Origin of the sequence: Novosphingobium malaysiense (genome assembly GCF_000802225.1) — a bacterium.
GTDB lineage: Bacteria > Pseudomonadota > Alphaproteobacteria > Sphingomonadales > Sphingomonadaceae > Novosphingobium > Novosphingobium malaysiense.
In genome coordinates, this window is the sequence record NZ_JTDI01000009.1 from 24,969 (window position 1) to 47,418 (window position 22,450).

The 22,450-nt window shown below is 66.5% G+C and carries 21 protein-coding genes and 1 pseudogene; 9 read left to right on the forward strand and 13 right to left on the reverse strand.

Translation table 11 applies throughout. From position 1 onward, the window contains the following. Window positions 1–21 precede the first annotated feature (21 nt). Window positions 22–354: a hypothetical protein gene (locus LK12_RS22210; RefSeq protein ID WP_039290190.1), complete on the forward strand. Its 333-nt coding sequence runs from the start codon at window positions 22–24 to the stop codon at window positions 352–354. Here the strand turns inward: LK12_RS22210 and LK12_RS22215 are convergent. The 4 genes from LK12_RS22215 to LK12_RS24775 all read right to left on the reverse strand — a co-directional run bounded on the left by LK12_RS22215 (window position 335) and on the right by LK12_RS24775 (window position 2,735). Beyond that, window positions 335–1,072, reverse strand: coding sequence for a lytic transglycosylase domain-containing protein (locus LK12_RS22215; protein WP_052223701.1), 738 nt, complete (start codon window positions 1,070–1,072; stop codon window positions 335–337). The genes LK12_RS22210 and LK12_RS22215 overlap by 20 nt on opposite strands. Next, the gene (locus LK12_RS22220; RefSeq protein WP_039290024.1) at window positions 1,060–1,614 is read right to left on the reverse strand and encodes a S26 family signal peptidase; all 555 of its coding nucleotides are present in this window, start codon (window positions 1,612–1,614) and stop codon (window positions 1,060–1,062) included. The genes LK12_RS22215 and LK12_RS22220 overlap by 13 nt, the downstream gene beginning before the upstream one ends. Beyond that, window positions 1,607–1,834, reverse strand: a complete 228-nt coding sequence (locus LK12_RS22225) for a helix-turn-helix transcriptional regulator (protein ID WP_039290027.1) — start codon at window positions 1,832–1,834, stop codon at window positions 1,607–1,609. The genes LK12_RS22220 and LK12_RS22225 overlap by 8 nt, the downstream gene beginning before the upstream one ends. A gap of 169 nt (window positions 1,835–2,003) precedes the next feature. Continuing rightward, on the reverse strand, window positions 2,004–2,735 hold the full coding sequence (locus tag LK12_RS24775) for a helix-turn-helix transcriptional regulator (RefSeq protein WP_052223702.1): 732 nt from the start codon (window positions 2,733–2,735) through the stop codon (window positions 2,004–2,006). A 204-nt stretch (window positions 2,736–2,939) separates the two neighbouring features. Here LK12_RS24775 and LK12_RS24390 point away from each other — a divergent pair, with 204 nt between their 5' ends. From LK12_RS24390 to LK12_RS22260, 7 genes are all read left to right on the forward strand, one after another. Continuing rightward, entirely contained in the window at window positions 2,940–3,824 is an 885-nt protein-coding gene (locus tag LK12_RS24390; RefSeq protein WP_052223703.1) for a LuxR family transcriptional regulator, read from the forward strand. Between the two features lie 126 nt (window positions 3,825–3,950). Next, window positions 3,951–4,568, forward strand: coding sequence for an acyl-homoserine-lactone synthase (locus tag LK12_RS22240; protein ID WP_039290030.1), 618 nt, complete (start codon window positions 3,951–3,953; stop codon window positions 4,566–4,568). Between the two features lie 18 nt (window positions 4,569–4,586). Beyond that, complete coding sequence (locus LK12_RS22245) at window positions 4,587–5,501, forward strand: phytanoyl-CoA dioxygenase family protein (RefSeq protein WP_052223704.1); 915 nt, start codon at window positions 4,587–4,589, stop codon at window positions 5,499–5,501. Continuing rightward, complete coding sequence (locus tag LK12_RS22250) at window positions 5,498–6,154, forward strand: GntR family transcriptional regulator (RefSeq protein WP_052223705.1); 657 nt, start codon at window positions 5,498–5,500, stop codon at window positions 6,152–6,154. The genes LK12_RS22245 and LK12_RS22250 overlap by 4 nt, the downstream gene beginning before the upstream one ends. Window positions 6,155–6,265: 111 nt before the next feature. After that, a complete protein-coding gene (locus tag LK12_RS24780; protein ID WP_156135585.1) occupies window positions 6,266–6,403 on the forward strand; it encodes a benenodin family lasso peptide in 138 nt (45 codons plus the stop codon). A gap of 114 nt (window positions 6,404–6,517) precedes the next feature. Further along, window positions 6,518–7,117 (forward strand): lasso peptide biosynthesis B2 protein, encoded by a 600-nt coding sequence (locus LK12_RS22255; protein ID WP_039290033.1) that lies wholly within the window; start codon window positions 6,518–6,520, stop codon window positions 7,115–7,117. After that, window positions 7,114–8,919 (forward strand): asparagine synthase-related protein, encoded by a 1,806-nt coding sequence (locus tag LK12_RS22260; RefSeq protein ID WP_052223706.1) that lies wholly within the window; start codon window positions 7,114–7,116, stop codon window positions 8,917–8,919. The genes LK12_RS22255 and LK12_RS22260 overlap by 4 nt, the downstream gene beginning before the upstream one ends. A 66-nt stretch (window positions 8,920–8,985) precedes the next feature. Here LK12_RS22260 and LK12_RS22265 read toward each other — a convergent pair whose 3' ends face one another. From LK12_RS22265 to LK12_RS22310, 9 genes and pseudogenes are all read right to left on the reverse strand, one after another. Beyond that, window positions 8,986–11,109, reverse strand: coding sequence for an Atxe2 family lasso peptide isopeptidase (locus LK12_RS22265; RefSeq protein ID WP_052223707.1), 2,124 nt, complete (start codon window positions 11,107–11,109; stop codon window positions 8,986–8,988). Next, a complete protein-coding gene (locus tag LK12_RS22270; protein WP_039290038.1) occupies window positions 11,109–13,679 on the reverse strand; it encodes a TonB-dependent receptor in 2,571 nt (856 codons plus the stop codon). The genes LK12_RS22265 and LK12_RS22270 overlap by 1 nt, the downstream gene beginning before the upstream one ends. 100 nt (window positions 13,680–13,779) lie before the next feature. After that, entirely contained in the window at window positions 13,780–14,772 is a 993-nt protein-coding gene (locus tag LK12_RS24030; RefSeq protein ID WP_052223708.1) for a FecR family protein, read from the reverse strand. Beyond that, window positions 14,769–15,377: an RNA polymerase sigma factor gene (locus tag LK12_RS22280; RefSeq protein ID WP_052223709.1), complete on the reverse strand. Its 609-nt coding sequence runs from the start codon at window positions 15,375–15,377 to the stop codon at window positions 14,769–14,771. The genes LK12_RS24030 and LK12_RS22280 overlap by 4 nt, the downstream gene beginning before the upstream one ends. Before the next feature lie 683 nt (window positions 15,378–16,060). Then, entirely contained in the window at window positions 16,061–17,068 is a 1,008-nt protein-coding gene (locus LK12_RS22290; protein ID WP_197063625.1) for an aldo/keto reductase, read from the reverse strand. 50 nt (window positions 17,069–17,118) lie between these two features. After that, window positions 17,119–18,054: a TauD/TfdA dioxygenase family protein gene (locus tag LK12_RS22295; protein ID WP_039290044.1), complete on the reverse strand. Its 936-nt coding sequence runs from the start codon at window positions 18,052–18,054 to the stop codon at window positions 17,119–17,121. 233 nt (window positions 18,055–18,287) lie between these two features. Next, window positions 18,288–18,500 (reverse strand): annotated as a pseudogene (locus tag LK12_RS24035) (thioesterase family protein); the annotation flags it as partial. Window positions 18,501–18,671: 171 nt separating this feature from the next. After that, window positions 18,672–20,300, reverse strand: a complete 1,629-nt coding sequence (locus LK12_RS22305; RefSeq protein WP_052223711.1) for an AMP-binding protein — start codon at window positions 20,298–20,300, stop codon at window positions 18,672–18,674. A 151-nt stretch (window positions 20,301–20,451) separates the two neighbouring features. Next, on the reverse strand, window positions 20,452–21,240 hold the full coding sequence (locus tag LK12_RS22310; RefSeq protein WP_039290050.1) for an SDR family NAD(P)-dependent oxidoreductase: 789 nt from the start codon (window positions 21,238–21,240) through the stop codon (window positions 20,452–20,454). A 179-nt stretch (window positions 21,241–21,419) separates the two neighbouring features. Between LK12_RS22310 and LK12_RS22315 the strand changes: the two genes are divergently transcribed. Next, window positions 21,420–22,430 (forward strand): alpha/beta fold hydrolase, encoded by a 1,011-nt coding sequence (locus LK12_RS22315; RefSeq protein ID WP_197063626.1) that lies wholly within the window; start codon window positions 21,420–21,422, stop codon window positions 22,428–22,430. Window positions 22,431–22,450: the final 20 nt, after the last annotated feature.

The following is a 22,450-nucleotide window of genomic DNA, read 5'->3' on the forward strand; positions in this document are numbered from 1 at the left end:
CATGATTGCCCTCCCGACTCGATGTGTACCGTGCGCTGGTCCCGCACCGGGGTAATGCTCCCCACCTGCATTCTCGAGGCGGCCACGTTCCAGCAGTCGATCGGGCTGACCTGCCGGTGCGGGCATGCCGCGCGCTTCGAGGCGCACGGCCTGTGGTGGCATTTCGAGAGGCGGGGCTGGGACGACCGGTTCACGGCGGCACGGTTACGCTTCTGGTGCCGGGTCTGCGCTTCGCGCGAGCGGCGCAAGGTCCGGCCCGACAGGCTCGAGGCGGTGCCCTGGCAAGCAGGCGACTTCGAACTGCCCTGGCCGGACGAACGCCGCTGGAAGAAGGCTACCGCGCGGCTTCGCTGACCCGCTCGCCCGCTGCGGTTTGCGCCTGGTCCTTGCCCGGGGACGGGTCGGATTCCGGACAGGTGCCTGCCTTTCCGGCACGGCGATAGGCGAACAGGCCTCCGGCAAGCCCGGCAGCTTGCTTGCTCGCGTTTCGACCGCAACCGGTCGCAAAGAAGATGACCGCGCCGGCTCCGGCGCCGGACGGGGCCCCGGCTGCTTGCCCGCGAGCACGAAGCCTTACCCCTAGCTGGGCGAGATAGGCACGTGTTTCCCCGGGCAGCGGCCGGCCTGTGGCAAGGTACGCGCGGTAGCGGTGCGGGCCGGCATTGTAGGCGGCGAAGAGCCCCGGATAGCCGAACCGGTCGTAGAGACGCCGCAGATAGCCGCTTCCGGCCATGATGTTGTCGCGCGGATCGTGCGGATCGGCGCCCAGGGCGAGCTGCTCGCGCATAGCGGCCCAGGTCCCCGGCATGAGCTGCATGAGCCCCATCGCGCCGGCGCGCGAGACGATCGGGCGACCATCCAGCTCGGTCCGCCCTGCGCTCTCGGCGGCGATGACCCGGGCGATCCAGGCGGCAGGAATGCCGAAGCGCGACGACGCTTCGCCGACGTAGGCCGCCCAGCGCCCGCCCGGCGGCGCATGTGCCGGATCGGCGGCCTCCCCGGCCCGGCCCTCCCGCGCCATGCCGGCCATGGCGAGCGCCAGGCCCGCGGCGAGGATCCTCAACGGGTCCATAGCGGCCATGCCCTGCCGACAACGCGCTTTCCGGCGACCGGCCCGAAATAGCGGCTGTCGAACGAGCGCGGATTGCGGCTGAGCAGGAAGACTTCGCCGCGCGCCAGGACAAGGCACCCTTTCCAGCGCGGCAGGAGGCGGCCGCGCAGGTCCCTGCCCCGGCGCAAGGCGACCGGGCTTCCCTTCACGGTGATCCGGTTCCCGGAGGCGCAGACACGCGCGCCCTTTTCCGCGGCCACCTTCTTCACGAGCGGGACCTCGAAGGGAAGATAGCGCCGCCGGGCAGCCAGGCGGCGGAACCGCTCGGGAAGCCAGGCAATGGCATAGTCGCCGCGGTGCACGGCCATGCCGGGCGCGACCGCGTAGAGCCCGACCGGCGCGCTGTCGCTGGCATTCCAGACGAGCAACGGCGCGAATGGCACGGCCATGGTCGCGCCCAGCAGGCCGCTGGCTACGCCGGCAGCAAGAGCGGTCCTGGCCGGCCCTCGGCGGCCGCCGCGCGCGTGCGCGGCGTCGGCCGGCGCGCGGGAGGTCCTATTCACCGGCCCGCTCCGAACGCGATGCGTTCGACCAGGCCATGAGGTCGTCGAGGTGATAGACGACAAGCCGGGCGTGACGGCGAAAGGGCGGCCCGCCGCCACGTACGCGCATGCGCTCCAGGCGGCGCGGGGCAAGACGCAGGTATTGCGCGGCCTGCGCCGTATTGAGGAACGGGCTGGTCTGTCCGGCCGGGTGACTGCGGGTGGTTTCGTCCTCGGTCATGGCGTGCTCCTCGGGGCTCGAGCGGGCCCGGTCGCGGGAAGCAGGAATGCTGCGCTCCCGGGATCGACGCCCCTGCCTTCCGCCGCGGCGGCCAATCGTCGCCTCCCTGCCCGACGGAAGCCGCCATGTCGGCCGAGGCAGGGCCGGGAGACCATCCCCCCTTTCGGGGCTATTGCCAGGTCACCAGTTCGTCGAGGCTCACATGACCGTGGCTGACGGCCGCCAGGGCCAGCTGGGTCCGCCGCGCGACCCCGAAGCGTTCGCGGGCGGACTTGAGGTAGGTCTTGACGGTTTCCTCGGCGAGCCCGAGGATGGTGCCGATCTCCCAGTCGGTCTTGCCCTGGGCCATGAGCCGGATGCATTCCAGTTCGCGCGGGGCGAGATGCGCGATGGCGCGCCGCCGGGGAGCCAGCAGGATGTCGAACAGCGCCGAGAAGATGCCGTGGGCGAGAATTTCCGCGGCAAGCAGCGAGTCGACGGGAAGAGGCTCGCCCGGATGCACCGCGAAGGAGCAACTGGCAGAGCGTACGCCGGGAACGTGCAGCGGCACGGTAAAGCCCTCGCCGAGCCCGGCGCGAAGCGCATCGTTCATGACCTGCCGGTTGGCTGCCGTCAGCTGCAGCAGCCGCGGCATGTCCCGCCAGGCGAAGCTGCCGGGCCGGCGGCTTGCCAGCAGCTGCACGGGATCGTGGCGGTGGAGCCCCTGGCGGGCGAACGTCTCTACCCAGCAGGCGGGGTAGTTCTGCAGGAAGACGAGATGCCGGGGCGGCCGGGCAAGGTCGGCGTGCTGGACCAGCGCATGGTACGGAAAACCGAGCACGCACGCGCCGTCATCGAGCAGGCGCACCAGATCGCCGGTGGTCACCGCCTCGCGCATCCGGCCGGCGAACCGGGCGATCATCCCGGCCGCGCGGCCTGCCGCGCCGGCGTGCCAGACATGGGTCGACGGGCCAGCCCCGTCCCGCCCGGGTTGCGTGGTTCCAGACACGTCGGTTCAATCCCTGCCGAATATAAACACAATATAATTGTCAAGTCGGACGAATTGGAACTTAATTGCCTGTCACGAGAACAGCCTCCTGCAGGGAGACGCTACCTTGACGTAGACTTGCCGACCCTTTTTCCTCGCCTCGACCATGCTGCCGCAGTGCGCGCCTGGGAGCGCACGAACCGGCCGGACATGAAAGGCGGCCGGGCCTGTGCCGCGCAGCGAGAGCGCGCCATGACCGGCCGGCGTCGCGTAAAGATGTACATTGCTTCGGTTGCCGCCGAGTTCGCCCGCAGCCTTTCGGCTGTCCGGTCGCCGGGCGATCTCAAGGATGCCCTGGTCCAGGCTTGCGGCGAGATGGGACTCGGCTATTTCGCGCTGTCGCACCACGTCGATTTCGCGCGCTCGCCCGACGCGATGCGCATTCACAACTATCCCGAGACCTGGGAAGACTGGTACCTGGCCAACCGGCTTGGCCTGTGCGATCCCATCCACCGGGCGAGCCATGTCGTCGCGCGCGGGTTCTACTGGCACGAGGTGCCCCGGCTCATCCCGCTCAACCGGCACGATTACCATGTACTCGAAAAGGGCCGCCACGCGGGGCTGGGCGACGGCGTCACGGTTCCCGCGCATGTTCCCGGCGAAGCCAGGGGATCGTGCACCTTCGTGGTGCCGCGCGGGGCGGAGCTGCCCGAAGACGTTCTGCCCTGGGCACAGATCGTCGGCATGGGCGCCTTCGAGGGCGCGCGGAACCTGCGCCGGAGCACGGACAGGCACGACAGGCCGCGCGTCAGCGAGCGCCAGCGCCAGTGCATTGCCCTTGCCGGACGCGGTCTGTCGGACCGGTCGATCGCCCAGAGGCTGGGGATCGGCGTCCAAACGGTCATGGAGTACATGCGCGATGCCCGGGCGCGGCTGGGGGCAAGCAATCGCACGCAACTGGTTGTCTGCCTGCTCGCGGCAGGCGAGCTGTGCATCGATGACCTGGCGCCGCTGGCCTTCTGACCGCGCATTCGAGGCGCCCCTGCCCCCGCGGCGCCGCGACGGAGAAAAATCCCCCTGATTCTAGGGATACCGCGCAGCCCCCTTCCCTGCTCGACTGCGGTCCTGTCTCGAGCAAGGGGAACTGGAATGATCCATACGATTGATGCAGGCACACAGGCGCAGGGCGCCATTCTGCGCGCGATGTTCGAAGCGCGCAAACGGGTCTTCGTGGACCTGCTCAAGTGGGACGTGCCGGTCCTGGGCGGCAGCTGGGAGCTCGACGGCTTCGACGATGCCCATGCGACCTACATCGTTGTCAGCGACGAGCTGGGCCGCCACCGGGCCTCGGCGCGCCTGCTCGAGACGACCCGGCCGCACATCCTGGGGGACCTGTTTCCCCGGCTCAGCGACGGTCCGGTTCCGCGGGGACCGGCCATTCGGGAAATCACCCGCTTCTGCCTCGAACGCGACCTCAGGGCCAGCGAGCGCCGCGAGGCGCGAAACCAGCTGGTCTCGGCGCTCGTCGCCCATGCCCTCGCCCGCGGCATCGAGCGCTATACGGGCGTCGCCGAAATGGCCTGGTTCCAGCAGGTCCTCAGTTTCGGCTGGCATTGCCGTGCGCTCGGCGCCCCGCAGATCCGCGACGGGGCAATGCTGGCGGCCCTTGCCATCGACATCGACGGGACGACGCCGGGCCTGCTGGAGGCCGGAGGCATCTGGTCGGGCGGTGACGTCCTGGAATCGCCGGTCCCGCGGGCAGCCTGAGAGGAAGGAGCCGACACCATGACATCCCTGGACCACCGGACCTGTTCGCCCCGCAACGCGCCGGCGCCGTCCATCGCGGCCGAGGAAATCGAGCGGAACGGCTTTTGCGTCATGCGCGGCCTGCTGTCGGGGTCGGAAGTGGCCGATCTCGACGCGACCATCTCGGGCACATTCGAGAAGACACCGATGTGCCGGGGCGGGTTCTACGGCAACCGGACCAAGCGCTTCGGCCGCCTTCTCGTGCGCGCGCCCTCCTCGCACGCCATGGCACGGCATCCGGCCATCGTGGCGCTCGTTTCGCGCGTACTGGGCCCATGGTGCGACTGCATCCAGCTCAACGTCATGCAGGCGATCGAGGTCCATCCCGGCGAGATCGCGCAAGTGCCGCATCGCGACCAGGACATGTGGGCGGGGGAAAAGGGCCGGATCGAATATCTCGTCAACGTGATGTGGCCCCTCACCCCGTTCCGGGCGGAAAACGGCGCGACGCACATCTGGCCGGGATCGCACGGGATCCGGGCGCTCGACGAGGCCCATGCCGATAACGGGATGCCGATATGCTGCGAGCCCGGCGACGCCATCGCCTTCCTGGGATCGACCCTTCACCGCGCCGGAGCCAACCTCAGCGCGCATCCGCGCCGCGGCATCGTCATTGGCTATTCGCTCGGCTGGCTCAAGCCCTACGAGAACCCCTGGCTCGCCTACCCGCCGCATGTCGCGCGCGACTTTCCCGCCGATCTGGCCGCGCTCGCCGGCTATCGCCAGCACCGGCCCAACCTCGGCAATTACGAGGGGCAGTGCCCTTCGGTCCTGCTTGGCGATCCGGTGCCCGACAACCTGCCTGCCATCGACGCGCTCACGGGCGAGCAGGCCATGATGGTGGCCGGACACGTGGCCAGGGAGCATGCCCGCGCGGAGCGGAAGACGCCGTGAGCCCCGGGCTCACGGCCGAACGGGTCTACGCGGCCCTCAAGCGCGAGCTCAAGCATGGCGATCTTCGCCCCGGAGACCGGCTCGATCCGGCGCGGCTCGCCCGCGAACTGGGCGCAAGCCCCACCCCGGTGCGCGATGCGCTGCACCGCCTGCTGGGAGAGGACCTGGTCCATGCGCGGGCGCATGACGGATTTCACGTCCCCGTGCCATCCGAAGCGGACCTGCGCGACCTCTATGAATGGAACCGCGACCTGCTCCTGCTCGCGTTGCGCAAGGCCGGGGGTTCCGCCGTGCCGGATCCCGGCGTCCTGTCCCGCCAGGACAGTCGGGCAGGCGATCCCGAGGCCAACGCCGGCGACCGCGACGTTGCGAGTGCCGTCGCCGGGCTGTTCCGGGAGATCGCCGCAAGCGCAGCAAGCCGGCAGCTTGCCCGGGCCGTGCAGCACGCGAGCGACCGGCTTCATCCCGTCCGGCGCGTCGAAGCCGAGGCGATCGCGGCAAGCTGGGATGAAGTCGCATCCATGCGCGGGGCCTGGGCGGCAGGAGCGACCGGCGACCTGCGCCGCCAGATCGGCGCCTACCACCGGCGCAGGGTCGCGGGCGTCGTGCGGCTCGCGCCGCTTCTGACGACGCCTGGTCAAGGCCCAGGATGAATACAGGCGGCAGACAATCGCTCTATATTCCAAATATTTAATTCCTATAGCCGCCAGTCTTTCCCAGGTTTGGATTGCCGCATTGGGCGGCGCAAACGAAAGGAGACCATCATGGAACGTGAAGAAACCGGCCGCGAAGACGACGGCACGATCGAGCTGGGCGCTGTCAGCGTGGAAACCTGCGGCGGCATCGGCCCGCAGTTCGACCTCCAGCTCCACCAGCCCGTCGCCGGCATTCTCGACGACTGAGGCGATCGGCACGCGGGAGCCTGCGGGCTTCCGCGTGTCCTTCCCGGCCATCCCGTGACACTTTGCCTCTCCCCCTCGGTTTCGTTCTGCAGGATCGGCGGCCGCCACGTCTTCATGGATCTGGGGCGTGACCGCTACTTCTGCCTCGACGCCGAACGCGAAGCAGCATTCGCGTCGCTGCTGGACGATCCCGGCACTGCGCCGGACCGCGCCATCGACGACCTGCGCGCGCGGGGGCTTCTCGTCGAGAGGCGCGGCGAAGGCAGCACATCGCTTGCCGCCTGCCCTTCCGGCATTGCATCGAGGAGCCTTCTCGACGCGGCGGCGGCCCGCAGCGGGCTGCGCCATCTGCCTGGCCTCGCCCGGGCATTGTCGCGGGCGCGCCGCGACCTTCGCAAGGACGGCCTCGCCCATGTCCTCTCGGACCTGGCCGGCCTGCGCGCGAGACCGGGTGCGCGTGCGAGCGATCTCGACATGGCGGCCATCGCCCGCGCTTTCGAGACGCTGGCGCTCCTCGCGACGCATCACGACCAGTGCCTTCCGCGATCCCTGGCGATGTGCCGCTACCTCATCCGCCGCGGTATCGCGGCCGAAGTGGTCTTCGCCGTGAAGCTCGATCCCTTCAAGGCGCACTGCTGGGTCGAGGCCGACGGCTGGATCGTCAATGACCGTCTCGAGGCGGCCATGCCCTTCACCCCGATCCGTCGGCTATGAGATACCCGCGATACCTGGCGCTTGCAGGCGCGAGCGATCCGTTCGGCGTGAAGCGCGAGATCGCGCAGCGGCTCGAGGTCCGCTGCGGGCTGAAGCGCGTCCTGGCAACACCGCGTCTCGATGTCCTCAGCAATTGCCCTGCACCGGTCCTTCTCGCATCGGACCGCGGCGCAATCCTGGGACCGATCCACGCTCGGCCTCCATCGGTTCTGGCAATGCCCTGCCCCGACGAGATGGAAAGCGCGCTGATCGTCTCGACCCGGGGCGCGCGCCTGATCCGGGAATACTGGGGTGACTATGTCGCCTTTCTCGACAACAGTGAGGCGCAGCGGGCCTTCGTCCTGCGCGCGCCGCTGGGACACCTCGACTGCCTGCGCTGCGACTGGCGCGGCATTACCCTGGTTGCCTCCGATCTCGCGCTTCTTCGCGCGGCAACCGGCAAGGCCTTCCCGGCCGACTGGAACGCGGTCGCAGCCTTTCTCGCCAGCGACGGGCTTCGCGTGCATGCCAGCTGCCGCGAAGGCATCGAGGAAGTGCTCTGGGGCGAACGCCTCGTGATTTCCCGGCAAGGCCTCTCGCGCGAGGAAGCGTGGTCCCCGTGGTCGTTCGCGCCCGAGCCGGTGACATGGCCGCGCGCGGTTCCGGATGATGCCGGGAACCGCTTCCAGGCGGCCGCGCAGCAACTGCGGGAAACGGCCATCGCGGTCCTGGGCGCGCAGGCTCGCGATGCGGGCCCGATCGTGAGCATGCTGTCGGGGGGCCTCGATTCCTCGATTCTTGCCGCATGCCTGGCGGCCAGCCGCTGCGACGTCACCTGCCTCAACCTGACCACCGGCGATTCCGCCGGCGACGAGCGGGACCATGCCCGCATGGTCGCCAGGGCGCTCGACGTGCCGCTTGTCGAGGCTGCGCACGATGCCGCCCATGTCGACCTTTCGATATCGCATGCCGCCGGACAGGCGCGTCCGGTCGCGCGCGGCTTCTATCAGGCGACCCGCCAGTGCAAGGCGGCCGCCGCGCGAGCCCATGGCGCGCAGGTCGTTTTCGACGGCGGCGGCGGCGACAACCTGTTCTGCTCGCTGCAATCCGCGCGGCCGATTGCCGATCGACTTCGCGTCGAAGGCCCGCGAGGGGGCGCCTTGCGGACGGCTGTGTCGATGGCACAGCTCACCGAAACGGGCCTGCCGACGCTCCTGCGCAAGGCCGCCGTCCAGGCGTGGCTTGCCAAGCCGGACTGGCCCTGGCCGCGCCAGGAGCGGTTCCTGACCCGCCATGCGCTGGATCTTGCCGGCCGGCCCGCCCATCGCTGGCTGGCGGCCCCGCGCGCGTGCCTGCCGGGATCGGCAGCACACGTGGCGCTCCTTGTCGCCGTCGGGAACCTGCTGGAGACGCGCGAAGCGACGGTCTGCGAGCGGGCGCCCCTGATGGCCCAGCCCCTGGTCGAGCTGTGCCTGTCGGTTCCCAGCTGGCTGTGGTTCCAGGGTGGCTACAACCGGGCCGTGGCCCGGGCCGCCTTTGCACCGGACCTGCCGCGCGAAGTGGCATGGCGCCGCACCAAGGGGACGCCGGACGGATTCGTTACCCGGCTCTACGAGACCAACCGCAAGGCCCTGAGGGACCTTCTGTGCGAAGGGCTGCTCGCGTCGCAGGGCCTTCTCGATCGCGAGGCCGTGTCCGCCGTGCTGTCTCGCCCGGGGCCGGTTCGGGGTAACGCGCACCTGCGGTTGATGCAGGTCGCCGATGTGGAGGCCTGGCTTCGAAGCTTGCAGGACGAAGCGCTGGACAACCTTACCAACACATGAAGCGGTCGGCGGCTGCCCGAAAAGGCGACAGGCACCGACACCGGCCAGCCCGGCCCGATGCAGGATTCACGGCTGCGTCTTCATCGCGTCCCAGCGGCGATACTGATCGTGTTTGGAGGGATCGGGATCGCGCCGCCCCGCCAGCCAGAAGTCGAACCAGTCGAGGTTGCGGCGATAGATGGCCAGGCGATGCGCCGGTTGCCACTTGATGTGATATTCGTCCGGAAAGACGTACATCTCGACAGGATCCCCGTGCGCCTTGAGCGCGGCCCAGCTTTCCAGGGCCAGGAGATATTCGCGGTCGGCAAGCTGCATCAGCAGCGGCACATGGAGACGATCGGCATTGGCCGCGAGCGACATCGCTTTCCAGAAATCCGGATCCGGTTTCGCGAGCGGGGGATAGCCCATGTCGCGCAGCGTCTCCGCCCAGCGGGGGCCGCCGTAGATCATCGTCGAGTGCGGCTCGAGGCAGCAGCTGCTGATGGCAGCCGCCGCGAACATGTCCGAATTCACGAGGGCGAAGGCCGTCGTCGTCGCGCCGTCGCTGAGGCCGGTAATGCCGATGCGCCGCGGGTCCGCGATCCCCAGGCGAACGGCCTCCTTCACCCCTGTATCGATCGCGCTCAGCAGGCTGCGCTTGTCCGCCCAGTCCCGCTCGTTGGCGGCGTTGACCTGCTGCGCTGTCACGGCATTCGGATCGGCGATGCCGACCGAGCGGGGCCGCTCGAGGCTGAGCACCGCCATGCCACGGGCGGCAAAGGCCTGGATCGGGTATTCATCGCCGGTCCCACCGCGCAGGAACCCGCGGCTGTGGTACTGGACGACGACGAGCGGGATGCGCCCTCCCGTGTATCCGGGGGGAAGCACCAGGTCTGCGCGAACCTTCAGCCCGAAGGCGTTGCGATAGTGGAGGTGGCGAACGCTGCCCATCCGGATCGCCGCGAACTGCGGATTGGGATCGAACAGGACTTGCCTGCGGCCGCTCGCGGGATCGATCGCTTCGATACGCGGCGGCGTGACCGCGTCCTCCACGAGGCACACGAGTCCGGCATGCCGGGGCCCGGAAGCAACGCAACCGTGGATCAGACGCTCGCCCGATACGATACGCCGGGGTGCGACCTCCCCCGGCGTCCAGCGAAGAAGGGACATCCTTTCGCTGGCCCATCCCTCCCTGCGGGTAAAGACGATGCTCTTACCCAGCCAAAGAAGCGACGGGATCGATCCCTGACAGGCCTGTGCGCCGCACGTAACGGGCTTGCCTCGAGGCGACCTGGCATGGAGCCTCATGGGGGATGCCAAGGCCTTTGTTTCCGGTTCCAGCCAGGCCAGACGTCCTTGCGGGCCCGCTGCCACGAGAGCGGCCGCAACCCCGGGTTCGAGATCGGGAGCAAGCCGGCGCGCATCGGCCGGCATGGCGGGACCGACCCGCCCCGATTGCAGGTCGGCGGACAGAAAGGCCAGGGGCTGCGGCCCGGCGAGCGCGGGACGCGGCGCATCGTTGGGCGCGAAGCGGTCGTCGTAGAGATATCCGCTCCCGGCCTCGCCTGCGATCTGCCGGCTTTCGCGGGCCAGGCCCGGACGGGTCGAGGCGAGGAGACGCTTGCCGTCCTCGCTCCAGGCCAGCGTTTCCACGTCGTCCGCCAGGCCGCCGACGGCATGCGATCCGCTGCCGTCGGCGGCCGCGATCCAGGCCTGCGTATGCCCGCCGATCCGCTTTCGATAGGCAATGGCCCGCCCGTCGGGCGACCAGTGCGGAACGACCGGTTCGGGATATCCGGAATTCACCATCAGGCCGCGCGATGGATAGGACTGGCCCATGTAGGTGCCGCCGCGATCGACGATCCGGGGGCGCGCTCCGGGGCGGATATCCATCACCACCAGGGCCCGGCACCAGCTATTCGTGCCCGGGACCGGGCGGGCGATGACGAAGGCGAGGCGTTTCCCGTCGGGCGATACGGCAAGCGGGCTCACGGGCGGGATCGACACGGCATCGGGCTGGCCGATGTCGCGCAGCCCGGCGAGGTCCTCGGGCGTCACAAGCCGCTTTTGCTCGACCTTATGCGGCCGGGCCGATCCGGCGGGCAGAACCGTCTCGCAGGCGGCATGGACGGGACCTGCGCCTGCCCCGGCACCGCCAATGAGCACTCCGAGCGCAAGGACAGCACGCCGCCGTGTGGCGAGAAGCCCCATCACCAGGTCCTGGCGACGGCAAGACTGACGAAGCGCCCGATCGGCGAGTAGTTCGTCGAATCGTAGGGCGTGTCGTAGTAGAGTGTCGTGCGGATCGTGTCGGGCCTGGCATTGAAGGCGTTCTGTACCGAGGCCGTGAAGTCGAAACCCTTTGCCCAGCCGCCTTGCGGCCGGTAGCGCACCGTGAGGTCGACCGTCGTCATGCCCGCGACATCGACGACGGGATCGTAGCGGGCATCGCTGACGCCGCCCGTGTAGTTGACCGCGGCAAGCACGTTCACCCCGCGCAGGCTCCAGGCCGCACTGGCTCTTGCCCTGAACCCGGGCGGATTGAAGATCGTGCCGGAAAGCCGGCTCACCGGCTGCGCCGGCCCCCGCTGCTGCTTGGAGTCGAGAAGACTGGCGTTGGCGCCGAGGTCGAGCGCGCCTGCACCGAGATCGGCATGATAGCTGGCGAACAGGTCCACGCCCGCGATCGTCTGGCGCGCGGCATTGGCGTAGCGATTGTCGATGATGGCTGCAGCGGCCTGCGGATCGGCACCCCCGGTGATATCCGTGAACTGGTCGGCCAGCGCGAGGACCGCCGAAACATCGGCCGGGCTCGGCGCGGAATTGACGACATCGGCGAAGGCCGGGTCGCTCAGCGCGCGGGACAGGAAGAGGATCGGGGTGACGATGCGGTCGCGATACCGGACATGAAAGGCGCTCACTTCGAGGCGCAGTCCTTCCAGCGGTGCCGGTTCGAGCACCGAGGTCACCGACCAGCTCGTGGCCCGTTCGGGTTTGAGATCGCGGTTGCCGCCGGCAAGCAGCAGCGCCGTGGCCCCTGCCGGGTAATCGCTGCCGCCGACGAGCTGGGCCGGAACGAGGGTGGCGCCGCGGACCATGTGCAGCTGTATCAGGGTAGGCGCCCGGAACGACCTGCCCCAGCTGGCCTTGAGCGTGAAGCCCGCTACGGGCGCGTAGACCAGGCCCAGCTTGGGGGTCACCACCTCGTCGATGCCGGGATAGCGCTCGTAGCGCAGCGCCGCGTTGAGATCGAGGCGATGGAGGCCGGCGATGTGCTGCGCGGGCGCGGCCAGCGGCAGCGTCGCTTCGCCGTATCCGTAGTAGCTGTCCTGGGAGACCGAGAGCCTGCGCTCCGCGTAGAGCGAGCTCGTGCGCGTCAGGCGGTTTGCGCGCCACCCCAGGCCGAGAGCCAGCTGGGCGCTTCCTCCCGGGAGCGCGAACAGGGGGCCGCCTGCTCCGATCTCCGCGCCCTTGCCTTCATTGCAATAGCAGTTCTCCCCGCCGGGGATGACGATGTCGCCAAGGTAGCCTGTCGGACCGAAGTGAACCCTGTCCTTGCCGTAGTGCCCCTGCACTTCGGCGCGCCAGGAAGAGCCGATCTCGATCTGGAGCGACGGAGCCAGCGCGAAGGAGTTCGAATGCGTATTGCTCACCAGCCGGCTGGCATCGAGATCACCCTCGAAATTCAGGGGAAACGTGCTTTTCTTCCAGCGCCTGTTGTAAAGCGCATCGAGCGACACCGTGACGCCCGGCGCCAGGCGTTGATGGCCGGACAGCAGGATGTTGTGATGCTTGAGATAGGGATAGAGCGTGACACCGGGAGCGGTATCGGCCGCGTAATCGCGCTCATCGGCGGTGATCCGGGTCGATCGGGAAAACTCGTAGGCGGCCAGAAGCCCGCCCGTCGCCCAGGTGTGCCCGGCAAGCGCGGAGTACTGCTGCTGGAAGTTGCCGCCATCGGTCGAACCGCCAAGGCGTGCGCTGGTGCGAAGACCGTCGTAGTCGCCCCTCAGGATCACGTTGGCGACGCCCGCCACGGCGTCCGAACCGTAGATCGCGGAAGCGCCGTCGGCGACGATTTCGATGCGCTCGACCGCATCGAAGGGGATCGCGGAGATATCCACGCTCTGCACGGCCGAGGAATAGGGCAGGCGGTGGCCGTTGAGCAGCGTGAGCGTCGCATCGCTTCCGATGCCGCGAAGGTTGATCGAGGATCCGCCGCCGATGTCGGCGCCGTTGGCTTCCGGCACGTTCATGCCCACCCCGGGGTTCTGTCCGCCTCCGAAGTTCTGCGGGATCGCACGAGCGACATCGGCCAGCGAGGCATGGCCCGCATCGCGCATCTGCTCGGCATCGATGGTGACGACCGAAGAGGCGATCGGCGCCCCGCGGATGCGCGAACCGGTCACGACGATCTCGTCTCCTGCGAGGGCGGCGCCGGAAGCGACCGAGCTGCCGGATGCGCGCTTGACGATGTAGGCGCCGCCGACCTGCCTGACGACGAGCCCGCTGCCGCGCAGCAGGTACCGGATCGCCTCTGCGGCCGTCAGGCGTTGGTGAAGCGGCGGCGCGACGAGACCGTCCACCAGGTCGGCGGGCGCGATGATCTCGACGCCGGCCTGCTGCGCCAGCGCCGCCAGCGCGCTGCCCAGCGGCTGGGCCGGAAGGTCGTAGGGCGCGCCGTCGTTCGCCTGGGCGCAGGCCGGCGTGGCACCTGCAAGGGCCGTTGCCAGCAAGAGAAGCCGCGTGATCCCGGCCTTGCCGTTATTGCGTGTCGTCATGGTATCCTCCCTGTCCGCGAAGGGCCCGTGCCCGTCCGGATGATTGTGTTCGGAGGCGATTGACGACGCTGGGGCCGAATACCCTACGCAAGAATTCAGATTAATCAGGTCGACCTGGCTTGCGGGCAACGAGGACGGACCCATCGCTGCGCACGGTGACGGCGAGATCGAGCGCTTCGCCAAGCTTGGCCGCCAGCGCGACCGGATCGCCGGGTCGGAAGGCGCCGGTGACCCTGAGGCGGCCAAGCTGCGGATCCGCCAGGACGATCTTTCGCGGGCTGTAGCGGTTGGCCTCGGCGAGGAGTGCGGACAACGGCAGGCGGTCCGCCGGCAGCAGCCCGCTGGTCCAGGCCGCCACGCCGCTCGCGGCGCGATCCACCTGCGCGGCCGGATCCGCGCCGCGCATGACGGCCCGCTGGCCTGGAAGCAGGCGCGCCAGATGCCTGGGCGGGGCCCGGCTTTGCAGGCGTTCGACGTCGACGCTGCCCCTGAGAAGCGTGACTTCGACCGTTGCGCCCTCGATGCGGACATCGAAGACAGTGCCGCGCGCGACAACGGCCCGGTTCCCTGCGGTCACCACGAAAGGCCGCGTCGCATCGTGCGCGACATCGAAGCGCGCACGGCCCGAGAGCAAGGCGACCTGCCGCTTGCCAGGACTGAAATCGACAGACAATCGGCTTGCCGTGTCGAGCGTGACCCGCGAGCCATCGGCCAGCCGGACCTGCCGGATTTCTCCGACGTGGCTCGAATAGGCGGTGGCCGGCAGGGCCTGACCGCGCCATTGACGGCTGGTGAACAGTATCAGCGCGAGCATGATCGCGATGAGGCCAAGGGACGCGGCAAGAGCGTAGCGGTGCCTCGCCCCGGGGCGGGCACGCGCGCGGGGCCGGCTGTGCGAAGGTCTTCGCCTGCCCGTCGCCGCCCAGACCTGTTCGATCTCGCGATAGGCACGGGCATTGTCCGGATCCGCAAGCCACGCCTCGAACCGGGTGCGCGATCGAAAGGCGTCCGGCCCGCGCATGCGCGCGAACCAGTCGCTCGCCTTGTCCATCCGCGACCGTGCAGCGGCGCCGTTGGCCTCTTCATCGCTCATGCCCCCTCCCCCAGCGATCGGTGGAGATGCCTGAGGGCGAGCGAAATGTGCTTTTCCACCGTCTTGACGCTCACCCCCATGCGCGCGGCGATTTCCGGGTAGGTCATTTCCTCGAAGCGATGGGCCATGAAGATTTCACGCGTCCGGTCCGGCAAGGTCTGCAGGGCGGCATCGACGCGCACGAGCATGTCGCGAGCTTCCAGAGCCGCCACGGTATCGGCGGCGGCGAGCTCGTAGTCGTCCGCGTTGACATGAAGATCGCGGGCCCGCCGCATGGCCATCCTCGCCTCGTCGCGCACGAGATTGCCGGCAATGCGCGTGAGGTAGGCCCGGGGCTGATCGAGTTTGGCGATTCTCTCGCTGCCAAGGCCCAGCAACCGCGCAAACGCGGCCTGGACAAGGTCTGCGGCCCTGTCGTGAGGCAGGCGCAGGGCGAGCCAGCCGCGCAGGCGCGGCAATTCCGACCTGTAGAGCTCGGAAACGTCGACCGGCTCGCCGGCCGATGGCCGGTCGTTGCACCGCGCATCGCGCCCTTCCGTTGGATCCGCTACAGTAGCGCGCGACCGGGATCCGGACGCACGCGGGTCTGCCCTGCCCGCAGCCATGGAGATGGTTCCTGCGAGGCGCCGGACAAGCCGTCGCAGGAGAGCCCGGCTTGACCATGCACCGACGCCTTTAGCGCTGGATGAGCGCCTGGACATGCGCGCCGGCCACCCGGCGTCGTGCATGCACGATCGCGCCCGGTGAACAGGTCAGGATCAAGCGAGGGTCTCGCGCCTCGGCGCTGCGAATTCCCAGCGCGGGCACGAGCCTACGGCCGATGCCCTGCATTTCAAGCCCCGCGTGCCGATGGCGCATGATGCATGACAAGATTGTAACGCCCTGTGCCCTTCCAATTATATTGACCGGAAAACGGGCGTCATGCGACTTTCTCCCTTGGGCATCCGGGCGGCTGGCGCTCTGTCCAAGCCTTCGGCCAAAAGCCCGGCACATGGCCCAAGACATGTCTCGACGCCCGGATGTCCGCCGCGCGACCATCGCAGGACAATAATTGATGGACCGCGCGCGGGGAAAACCATTCCCCCCTTGGGTCTTCGGCCGAGAAGTACCGGCGGGGCCTGCCCCCGGATGACCTTCATCATCCGCCCGCCTTTTCGAGTTACGGCCGCATCCTCCTTAACGACATGACGAATTTCGCGCTACGAGCGCGGGTCGCGCCGCTACCCGTGGTCCTGCAACTCCGCCAACCGGCACAGTCCATCTGACAGGACCCGGGGCGCCAATGACGCTAGGGTGTCAGGCTTTGACCGGAACCTCCAACCAACAGGTTCCTGATCGTCGGGCTGGCCAGCATGTCATGTGGGACACCGCGTGCGGACTTGCTGGCTTCCTGCAGCGAACGCACATCTTCATCTTCGAGCGCTAACTCAAGATATTCCAGGTTAGTAACCAACTGCTCGCGGGAACTGGCACCGATAATGGGAATGACGTCGTTGCCAAACGGCATTCGCAGCAAGCCAGCGAGAGCCAACGACGCGGGTGCAACCCGGTGCTTCTCGGCCAATTCACCGACGACATCGGCAATACGCCGCGCCTCTGGAGTCGCTTGGGCATCGCGTCGCTTCTGACGCGGTCCCCCCTCAGGCCTAGCCAGGAGCCCCCCCGCCAACGGCCCCCAAACAACGGAACCCAATCCGAGTTCGCGGGCCATCGGCAAGAGATCCCTTTCAGCCGCGCGCTGGGCAAGGTTAAATTCGACCTGTATCGCGGCGAGGGGCGTCCAGTCTCCCGTTTCGGCCAGCGTCTGTGCACGGCTGACGATCCAGGCGGGCGTGTTGGACAAGGCGACGTATTGCACCTTTCCTGACCGGACAAGATCGTCAAACGTCCGCATCACTTCGTCGATGCCGCAAGTTTCATCCCACCAATGCAGGTAGAGCAAATCGATCCTGTCCGTCTCCAGTCGCTTAAGACTGGCCTCCACGCTACGGATCATTTCCCTGCGACTGGCACCCGATTTCATGATGCCGTCGGCATGGGAAACACCATACTTGGTTGCCACCACGAAATGGTCGCGATCGGACTTGATGAAGTCTCCGACGAGCCGCTCGCTCTCACCTGCGGAATAGATGGGCGCTGTATCGAGGAACACGCCGCCAGCAGATGCGTAGCTGTCCAAAACCTTGCGACTTTGCGCAGAGTCTATTCCCCAATCGCTATTCACAAAGTTCATTGTGCCCAATGCCGCTTCGGACACGCGCAGACCCGTTCGTCCTAGGCGCTTATAACGCATCATGATCTACTCTCCTGGCTATGACCGCATGTGTGAGTACAAGATGCCCGCGCTCAAAGACTTAATCCAACCGGAGCGGCGGATCCTGCAGTTTCCAGGCGGCCGAAGCCGTAGTCGCCCTTGATAGTGGTACGTTGCATACGCCGCGGAAATCTGGCGGGGTTCCCACTGACTGAATGTAGAAAGCGCCAGTTGTCCCAGATAACCATGTCAGTCGGCTTCCAGCTGTGCCAGTAGGGCAGCACTTTCGCCTCGATTTCGGCAAATAGTTCATTCAACAGAGCATCGCCCTCGGGCGTTTCCATTCCTGCGATGCCGGCAGCCTGCCATGGCGCCACGTGCAGCACCTTTTCGCCCGTCTCTCGTTGCCAGATAGCGGGATGGACAGATCGCGGCTCGGACTTGGTTCTCGCAATCATGTCCGCGATGGGCTTGCTGATATTGATCGCCCTGAATGACTCAGGCTTGCCGAACCTCAATTCGGTGAACATCAGATGCGAGTGATAGATAATGTCGAGCCGTTCGAAACAATCGCGCAAGTCGGGATTGATGGCTTTGTACATCTGTACGCCATCGGCAAAGCCGGTTCTGCCGCCCTCAGGTGAGATCAAAATGGGCCGTAAGACGCCGCCACGATTAAGTTCTTTGGCGTAGCAGGCATCGAAATGCCACGGAATCCAGCCTGACAGCTCTTCGCCATCGACCTCGAACACGTCCACGTAATTGAAGTCGGTCATGCCGCGCACATCTTCGTCGGCCATTGGCACGTCGCTCAGTGCATGGCTTTCCAGCTCTCCGAACGCTTCGCTGAGCGCGACCTGCATCGCATTCGTCGGCTCCATTTCTTCGAAAACGATCATTCCACGCTCAGCGAAGACTTCGCTGATCTGCTTGCGCACTTCCTTGTCGCACGAGTTTTCGCGCGTAACGCCGACAATGCGAGCGCCGAAAGGCAAATCATTGGAAAGTGGTTCGATTTTAATCGGCATGGAAACACTCCTTCGACATCATCAAAGCGCGCTGGAATGGCTGAGACTGAAAACGGCAACCAATGCGCGATTCACTTTTCCAGCCTGGAGGCGACAAGTGTGCCGACCGTCCTCCCGTCCAACGGCTTGCCGCACCCGCAATGACGCCGTCGGGCGTCTTCCCTCCCCCTTGCAGGTCAGGCGAACATTTACGCCAAACCTCGAAACACTTGCCCGGCACAATGCCGCCGAAGTTACTTGCGGCGCTGTTGCACGGGCTGCAAAAAGGTCTCGTGTTCGACCAGGAAGCGCTCTATCGCGCCGTCCCCTGCCAGGATATTTCCATCGAGCACTGCGACGGCAAATGTGAACGCCCGGTCATCGACGTCGGTCAGTTCAGCACGAACCCGCAGCGTGCCACCCTCAGGTGTTGGCGCGAGATGCCGCATGTCCACGCGTTCCACGCTCGTCCAACCTTCATCCTATGCAACGGGCAGCACCTCCAATGTCGCAGCCTCGGCCAAAGCGATTAATCTGGGGTCCCCGGCACGGCCACATCGCCCGATCCCAAAGCTGCAGCCAGGCCCTTTTCCATGACTGTGGCTTCGATCTGAGCAGCAAGACCCACACAAGCGATTTCACGGCACCCTTACCATGTTTTCCAACGCTTGCTTGCGAAGTTCGAACTTTTGGACTTTCCCCAGCGGCGTCCGGGGAAAGTCATCGAAAACAAACAAGAACCGCGGTACCTTGTAATTCGCCATGCGTTCGCGCGCCCAGGTACTAAGGTCATCCAAGGTCAGTTGAGCTGCCGGCTTCAGGATAACGCAGGCAGCAGTCACTTCTCCCAAGCGTTCATCGGGCAATCCCACGATTGCCACCTCCGAGATCGCCGGATGCTTCGCCAACATGATCTCGATCTCGACCGAGTACGCATTGAATCCACCGACAATGATGACGTCCTTCAGTCTATCGAGAATGCGCAACCGGCCATTCGCGTCGATTGCCGAAACGTCGCCGGTATGGAGCCATCCGTCGGCATCGATGGTCTTGCGCGTCTGCTCGGGATCGCGCCAGTATCCTTGCATCACGTTGGGACCGCGCACCAGCAATTCGCCGCGATCGCCTTCGGGCACGTCCTGCCCATCAGCATCCACGAAGCGCACTTCCACACCGGGGATCGGCCGCCCCACCGTCTCGATAATCGCATCCAGCGGATCACCGGCCTTGTTGCTGGAGATCATGGCGGTCGATTCCGTCTGGCCATAGCTCGTCAGAAAGATATCGAAGCCGAGCGTGTCATATCCGGCGCGGATGATGTCGGGCGGGGTCTTGGCGCCCCCCGTGTGGCCGGTGCGCAGCGAGGAAATGTCGCGCTTGGCGAAATCGGGGTGCTGCATGAGGGAAAAGAATACGGCCGGCGCTCCAGAAAGCTGGCTGATGCGTTCGCGTTCAATCAATTCGAGCATCGCCCCCGGGTCGAAGGTAGCAAGTGGATACATGGTCATCCCCACGAGCAGGGCTGCGACCCAGCCCGAGCGGTATCCGAACGAATGGAAAAAGGGATTGACGATGGCCGTGCAGTCGTCCTCGCGCAGGTCATTGCACCAGGCCCAGTAGAGGCTCATCCACAGCCCCTGTCCGTGCCCGTGCATTGCCCCCTTGGGCATGCCGGTGGTGCCGCTGGTAAACAGGATGTCCGCCGTTGTCTGCGGCGTCACTTGCGCGGCGGCCTCTGAATAAAGAGTGCGCTCCGCCACTGTGATCTGCGCGGGCGCGAAACCGGGATCGTCGATCCTGATGATCGCCTTGAGATGCGCCAGATCAGCCGTCGGCCGCTCCTGTCCCGGCCCGCCGCAGGCCTTGACGACCATCGCCCGGTAATCTGTGCCCAGAAACGCACCGACCGTGAACAGTGCGGCGGCTCCCGACTTTTCCAACGCGTAGCGGATTTCCGGTCCCTTGAAGCGGGTGTTGATCGGGACCATGATCGCGCCGATCGCCATGGTAGCACTCGCCGCAACCGCCCAGCCGGTGGAATTGGGGGCAAGCACGCCGACCCGGTCCCCCGGTTCGATCCCCGCCGCGAGCAGGTCATAACCCGCCCGGATCACCCGCTTTTCGAAATCTGCAAAACTGGTGACTGTACCATCCGCCTCGATTGCATAGGGCTTGTCGCCAAAGCGGCGTGCAGCATGGGCCAGCACTTCGGGCAAGGTATGGCCCAACCCCACTTCCAATCCGGATACCTCCAAAGGTTGCGTCATCTCAGTGCTGTCTCACCGCTCGTTTCGCCAAATGCTGCGCTCCGGTCCAACGGATACGCTGCGATGCACTATGCGCAGCGTGCGTGCCGAGACCAATCCGTCACGCCCGCATATCGCTTACTTGATAGGCGATGAGGCCGTGTCGAAAGGGTCAATCGACGTAGCGCATTGATTGCCCGCCATCGACGGCAATGGCCTGCCCGTTGACATAGCTGCCCGCGGCGCCTGCAAGCGCCACGACCATGCCCGCGATTTCATCCGGCGTGCCCGCCCGGCCAACAGTGGACCGCGTCAGCTCCTTGGCCAGAGCGTGCGCGTCATCGAATATGGCCCCGGCCATTTCGGTGCGGACTAGGCCTGGTGAAATCGTATTGGCCCGCACGCCCGCTTCGCCGAATTCAACCGCGATGTTCCTGATGTACTGCATCGCGATCGCCTTGCTGAGCGTGTAGCTGTGATAGATGCCGCTGCCGAAATGGGCAGCGATCGAACCGATGTTGATGATCCTGCCCCAGCCTTGTGCTGCCATTGCAGGAAGCAGGCGTTGCGATAGCCTGTGCAGGGCCCTGAAGTTGCCATCCAGCGTCTTTTCCAACACGGCGTCGTTCATCTGCCCGCTCGGCCCAACATGGATGTGCAGTCCTGCATTGGCTACAAGTATATCAGCCTTGCCGAATTCGCCGATGGCTTCGTCCACCAGCGCCTCGAGATCCCCTTCCCGCGTAATGTTTGCTGACACCGCCAGGGCCCGCCCCGCACCGCGCGCATTGATCTGTTCGACAAGGCTTTCGGCATCGCTGGACTTGCGCGCGCATACAACGACGTCCGCCCCGTGCTGGGCCAGCCGCTCGCTACAGGCCCGCCCGATGCCCCGACTTCCGCCCGTGACCAATGCCACGCGCCCGGAAAGATCGAAAAGGGTACCGCGCAGATCAGTCATTTGTGAGCCTCCACCATGGTGCGAATGCGAACACCTGCCGCACGGGCAGCCCTGTTGTTACAACGAGAGACCCTTCATGGCGCAGCGCCGCGCCCCTTCATCATGACTGCGATAGGAGCGGATCCAGGTTGGCCCGCCGCACTCAGACATCTTACGGCAGAGCACCTGACACCCCGGAAGTGGGCCTTCACGCGCCGCGTCGGGCGGCGCTGACGTGCGGGCCGATCCTGCGAGAATTACCGATGAGCGAACCGAAAGACCCTGAACAGAAGAAAGCGAGTTGGACCTTCCGCAAGGTCGCACCGCCACTCGCTGTGTTTGGCGGTACCCGGCCACCCGCGCCGGAATGGTTCGAGGAGGCTCTGGCCATGCCGTACGAGCAAATCTTCGTCGATGTGGAAGGCTGCGCCATTGAAACCGTGGCCTGGGGGGATCCGAAAGCACAGGGGGTGTTGCTCGTCCATGGCGCGATGGCGCATGCACATTGGTGGATTCCGGTCGCTCAGTTGCTGGCGCGTCAATATCGCGTGGTCTCCATGTCACTGGCCGGGATGGGCAACTCTGCCCGCCGCGAGCACTATTCCGTGCGCCAGATGGCCAGAGAGATCCAGGGTGTCCTCGAGGCCAGCGGACTGATCGAGGGCGGGCGGCGCCCCGCGCTTGTCGCGCACAGTTTCGGTGGCAAGCCCGCGGCCATCGTCGCGCACGACCACGGCGAACACCTGATGGGCACGCTGTTCGTCGACAGCCAGATCGTGGAAGACAACCGTGCGGTTTCCCCCATTTCTTACAAGCGCCGCGAATATGCCAGCGAAGCCGATGCAGTTGGCCGTTTTCGTTTGGCGCCAGACCAGCCACCGGGTTCGCCCTATGTGATGGATGCCATAGCGCGTGCCGGCATCCGCAAGGATGGGGATCGCTGGACCTGGTGCTTCGACCCGGACCTGTTTCGCCGGCTTGAATACGAAAGCGGCTGGAATGAAGCGCGCAACTCCAGGTGCCCGCTTGCCTTCGTGCGGGGCGAGTTGAGCACGATCGTCGATGATACCATGCTGACGAAACAAAAGGCCTCGATGCCCGCCGGAACACGCTTCGTCGATATTCCCACGGCGCATCACCATGTGATGATCGACCAGCCGATTGCCCTGACAGCAACGATCTGCGCCCTGGTGGAAGCCTGGCGCAATTGAGGAACACAGCGTTTGCAGCG

Excerpts from the sequence above, each read along its gene's own strand:
- LK12_RS22210 (WP_039290190.1), top strand. The coding sequence starts at position 22 with ATGTGTACCGTGCGCTGGTCCCGCACCGGGGTAATGCTCCCCACCTGC.
- LK12_RS22215 (WP_052223701.1), bottom strand. The coding sequence starts at position 1,072 with ATGGACCCGTTGAGGATCCTCGCCGCGGGCCTGGCGCTCGCCATGGCC.
- LK12_RS22225 (WP_039290027.1), bottom strand. The coding sequence starts at position 1,834 with ATGACCGAGGACGAAACCACCCGCAGTCACCCGGCCGGACAGACCAGC.
- LK12_RS24775 (WP_052223702.1), bottom strand. The coding sequence starts at position 2,735 with ATGATCGCCCGGTTCGCCGGCCGGATGCGCGAGGCGGTGACCACCGGC.
- LK12_RS22240 (WP_039290030.1), top strand. The coding sequence starts at position 3,951 with ATGATCCATACGATTGATGCAGGCACACAGGCGCAGGGCGCCATTCTG.
- LK12_RS22245 (WP_052223704.1), top strand. The coding sequence starts at position 4,587 with ATGACATCCCTGGACCACCGGACCTGTTCGCCCCGCAACGCGCCGGCG.
- LK12_RS24780 (WP_156135585.1), top strand. The coding sequence starts at position 6,266 with ATGGAACGTGAAGAAACCGGCCGCGAAGACGACGGCACGATCGAGCTG.
- LK12_RS22255 (WP_039290033.1), top strand. The coding sequence starts at position 6,518 with ATGGATCTGGGGCGTGACCGCTACTTCTGCCTCGACGCCGAACGCGAA.
- LK12_RS22260 (WP_052223706.1), top strand. The coding sequence starts at position 7,114 with ATGAGATACCCGCGATACCTGGCGCTTGCAGGCGCGAGCGATCCGTTC.
- LK12_RS22265 (WP_052223707.1), bottom strand. The coding sequence starts at position 11,109 with ATGGGGCTTCTCGCCACACGGCGGCGTGCTGTCCTTGCGCTCGGAGTG.
- LK12_RS22270 (WP_039290038.1), bottom strand. The coding sequence starts at position 13,679 with ATGACGACACGCAATAACGGCAAGGCCGGGATCACGCGGCTTCTCTTG.
- LK12_RS24030 (WP_052223708.1), bottom strand. The coding sequence starts at position 14,772 with ATGAGCGATGAAGAGGCCAACGGCGCCGCTGCACGGTCGCGGATGGAC.
- LK12_RS22280 (WP_052223709.1), bottom strand. The coding sequence starts at position 15,377 with ATGGCTGCGGGCAGGGCAGACCCGCGTGCGTCCGGATCCCGGTCGCGC.
- LK12_RS22290 (WP_197063625.1), bottom strand. The coding sequence starts at position 17,068 with ATGATGCGTTATAAGCGCCTAGGACGAACGGGTCTGCGCGTGTCCGAA.
- LK12_RS22295 (WP_039290044.1), bottom strand. The coding sequence starts at position 18,054 with ATGCCGATTAAAATCGAACCACTTTCCAATGATTTGCCTTTCGGCGCT.
- LK12_RS22305 (WP_052223711.1), bottom strand. The coding sequence starts at position 20,300 with ATGACGCAACCTTTGGAGGTATCCGGATTGGAAGTGGGGTTGGGCCAT.
- LK12_RS22310 (WP_039290050.1), bottom strand. The coding sequence starts at position 21,240 with ATGACTGATCTGCGCGGTACCCTTTTCGATCTTTCCGGGCGCGTGGCA.